At 64.8% G+C, this 3,116-nt stretch carries 2 protein-coding genes and 1 pseudogene; 1 reads left to right on the top strand and 2 read right to left on the bottom strand.

From position 1 onward, the window contains the following. Positions 1–369 (top strand): hypothetical protein (locus tag I5M_RS10265; protein WP_022721325.1); only part of this gene is annotated, 369 nt, incomplete at its 5' end. A 142-nt stretch (positions 370–511) separates the two neighbouring features. Here I5M_RS10265 and I5M_RS10270 read toward each other — a convergent pair. After that, positions 512–1,465, bottom strand: coding sequence for an IS110 family transposase (locus I5M_RS10270; RefSeq protein ID WP_031336010.1), 954 nt, complete (start codon positions 1,463–1,465; stop codon positions 512–514). Positions 1,466–1,809: 344 nt separating this feature from the next. After that, positions 1,810–3,116: pseudogene (locus I5M_RS29470) on the bottom strand (GNAT family N-acetyltransferase); the annotation flags it as partial.

A 3,116-nucleotide genomic window follows, 5' to 3' on the forward strand; every position in this document is an offset into this window, starting at 1 on the left:
GCCGCCTGCTTCCGCCAGATTCGCCTCGAGCTCGCGCGCGAGCCGGGACATCCCGAAGGCGAAGCCCACATCGCCTATGTGATCGTCGCACCGCTGGCGCCCGATGATCGCATCGACGCCGAGATCTGGAAAAAGCATCGCGACGCCTGCCGCGTGGCGCGGCAGCGCCCGCAGCAGCCCGACAGTCTCGGCCATCTGGTGCACCGCCCCGGCGGCTCCTGGGCGTTCAAATACGACGACGTCGACCACCTCCCCGACGAAGCCGGCTATCATTTCGGCGACGAACGCTTCGTGCAAGGCGAATACGTCTCGATCAATGAAGACGGCGGCATGCATACGTTTCGCGTCGTCGCGGTGAGCAGGCTGTAGACAACCTCACCATTCGTCATTGCGAGCGCAGCGAAGCAATCCAGCTCCTTGCATTGGGCTGGATTGCTTCGTCGCTTCGCTCCTCGCAATGACGAGGAAATACTCGCGTAGACACGCAAAGTACCGTCATCCTGAGCAACCATTAGATCGCCGCTGATTTAGCGATCCAAGGTGTACCGCGGGCGACGACTGTGTTGATGAAGATGATCAGCTTGCGGGCGCAGGCGACGAGGGCGAGTTTGTGAGGCTTGCCCTTGGCGGTCAGCCGTCGGTAGGTCGCGACGAGTTCGTGATTCCACTTGAAGGCGGCTGGCAGCGCCGCAGCGTAGAGGCTGGTCCTGAGCCGTTCGCGGCCGAAGGCGATGTGGCGTTGGCCGGTTCGGCTTCCGCTTTCGTCGTCATAGGGAGCGAGGCCGGCCAGTGCCGCGGCCTGTTCACGGCTGACGTTGCCGATCTCAGGCATCCGGATCAGCACGGCGACGGCGGTACGCGGACCGACACCATCGACGCTGGTGATCAGGTCGAGCCGTGCCGAGAGGTCGGGCTGGTTGCGGATGTCGGCGACGAGCTGTTTGAGCTCGGCGCGGATGCAGGCTTTGAGGCGAGCAATCTCGGCCCGCCAAAACTCCAGAATGTGCGGGTCGCGACAGGCTTCGCAGCGGGTCTTGAGCCGGGCGACGTCTTCGGTGAGTTGCTCGATCATGGTCAACCGGCTGGCAAGGGCCGCGAATCGCGGGTCTGGCGGAGGCCGAACTTCGGCGACCGCCGCCGTACAGGTCGCGATCAGGGCGGCGTCGATCCGGTCGTTCTTGGCGCGTTGCAGCTTGAAGGTCGCGTAGGCGCGAACCTGCATCGGCTGCAGACAAACCACGACGAAGCCGGCGCGGCGCAGTGCCGCCATCACCGGCTGTTCGTAGCCTCCGCTGGCTTCCATCCCGACCCGCTTGACCCGATGCCGGCGCAGCCAGGCCGTCAAAGCGAGATAGCCGTCCGGCGAGTTGTCGACCTGCAGGTACTCGTTCGACCCATTGACCGCCGCATCGAGCTTGAATTTGCCAATGTCGATGCCGGCGCAGACCATGCTAAGCTTGGCCATCTTCGTCATCCCTTCCTTGTGATGCGAACCCTTGGTTCCTTCAACCATCCGGGCCTGATGAAGAGCCGATCGCGATCTTGCTCAGGATCAGCCCAAAAGGCTGAGGCGCAGACGATCCGTCGACCGGCGCCCCGTTCCGGATGGCCGTCCGGAACGGGGCATTCCTCGCAAGGAATGATCAAAGATAGCAGGTCGCTCTAATACAAGGTGCGAGCGAAGCGAGCCTCGAAGGATGACTGCTACACGCGCGGAGCCTGCCGCCGAACCTGTGGCTCATCCTTCGAGGCCGCCGCTGTCGCGGCGGCGCCTCAGGATGACGTTGTTGCTTGGAGTGACGACGGAAACTACGCGCCCTTCCCCGCTGCCGCCTCTGCGGTCAGCGGCAATGTCACGTGCAGGATATCAGGCTCCGCCGGGTCGCTTTTGCAGGCGAAGCCGAGGTCGCGGCACATCTTCAGCATCGGGTGGTTTTCGCGCAGCACCTGGCCGGTGACGTATTTCAGGCCCTCGGCGCGGGCGTAGTCGATCATCAGCTTCATCAGCGCCCAGCCGAGTCCCCTGCCCTTGAGGTCGGAGCGCAGCAGGATGGCGTATTCGCCGCTTTCGTAGATCGAGTCCGAATGGATGCGGACGACGCCGAGCGTTTCGCCGGTGACCTCGTCGAAGGCGATGAACGCCATGGCGCGGGCGTAGTCGATCTGCGTCAGTCGCGCGATGAAATTGTGGGTGAACTCCTTCATCGCGGCGAAGAAGCGCAGCCGCAGATCTTCTGGCGTAACGTGCGAAAGGAAGTCGTGGATCGCCGGCTCGTCGTCGGGCCTGATGGGCCGCGCGAGCACGCGCCATCCGTCCTTGATGACGAGATGGCGCTGCCACTCGGACGGATAAGGCTTGACGGCGAAATGCGTGTTGCCGAGGCCGGCGAAACGGCGCTTCGCTTTGGTGATGGCGACGCGCGCGTCGATCACCACCACGCCGCTCTGGTCGGCGAGCAGCGGATTGATGTCGAGTTCGGCGATCTCCGGCAGGTCTGCCGCCATCTGCGACAATTTCACCAGCGTCAGCGCCACCGCGTCCTGCTTCACCGCCGGCACGTCGCGATAGGCGCCGAGCAGCTTGGAGACACGGGTGCGGGCGATCAGCGCATCGGCGAGCGGCAGATCGAGCGGCGGCAGCGCCAGCGATTTGTCGTCGACGATCTCGACGCCGATGCCGCCATGGCCGAACACGATCACCGGCCCGAAGGTCGGATCGATGGCGATACCCATGATCAGCTCGCGCGCCTTCGGCCGCAGGATCATCGGCTGCACCATGACGCCGTCGAGCTTTGCCTTGGGCCGCAGCCGAGCCGCGCGAGCGAGGATGTCCTGCGCGGCGCTGCGCACCGCCTCGACCGAGGTGAGGTTGAGCACGACGCCGCCGATCTCGGACTTGTGCGGAATGTCGCGCGACAGGATCTTCACTACGACCGTGACGCCCTGCGCCAGGAACGGCGCCGCCCAGGCAGCGGCCGCATCCGGACTGGTCGCCGCCAGCGTGGGGATCATCGGGATTTGGTAAGCGGACAGCAGCGCCGAGATTTCCAGTGGATCGAGCCAGGAGCGGCCCCTCGCTCAGCGCGGTTTCGACGATGGCGCGCGCGGCCTCGCTA

Origin of the sequence: Rhodopseudomonas sp. B29, from assembly GCF_000333455.1 — a bacterium.
Classification (GTDB): Bacteria; Pseudomonadota; Alphaproteobacteria; order Rhizobiales; family Xanthobacteraceae; genus Rhodopseudomonas.

Excerpts from the sequence above, each read along its gene's own strand:
- I5M_RS10270 (WP_031336010.1), bottom strand. The coding sequence starts at position 1,465 with ATGGCCAAGCTTAGCATGGTCTGCGCCGGCATCGACATTGGCAAATTC.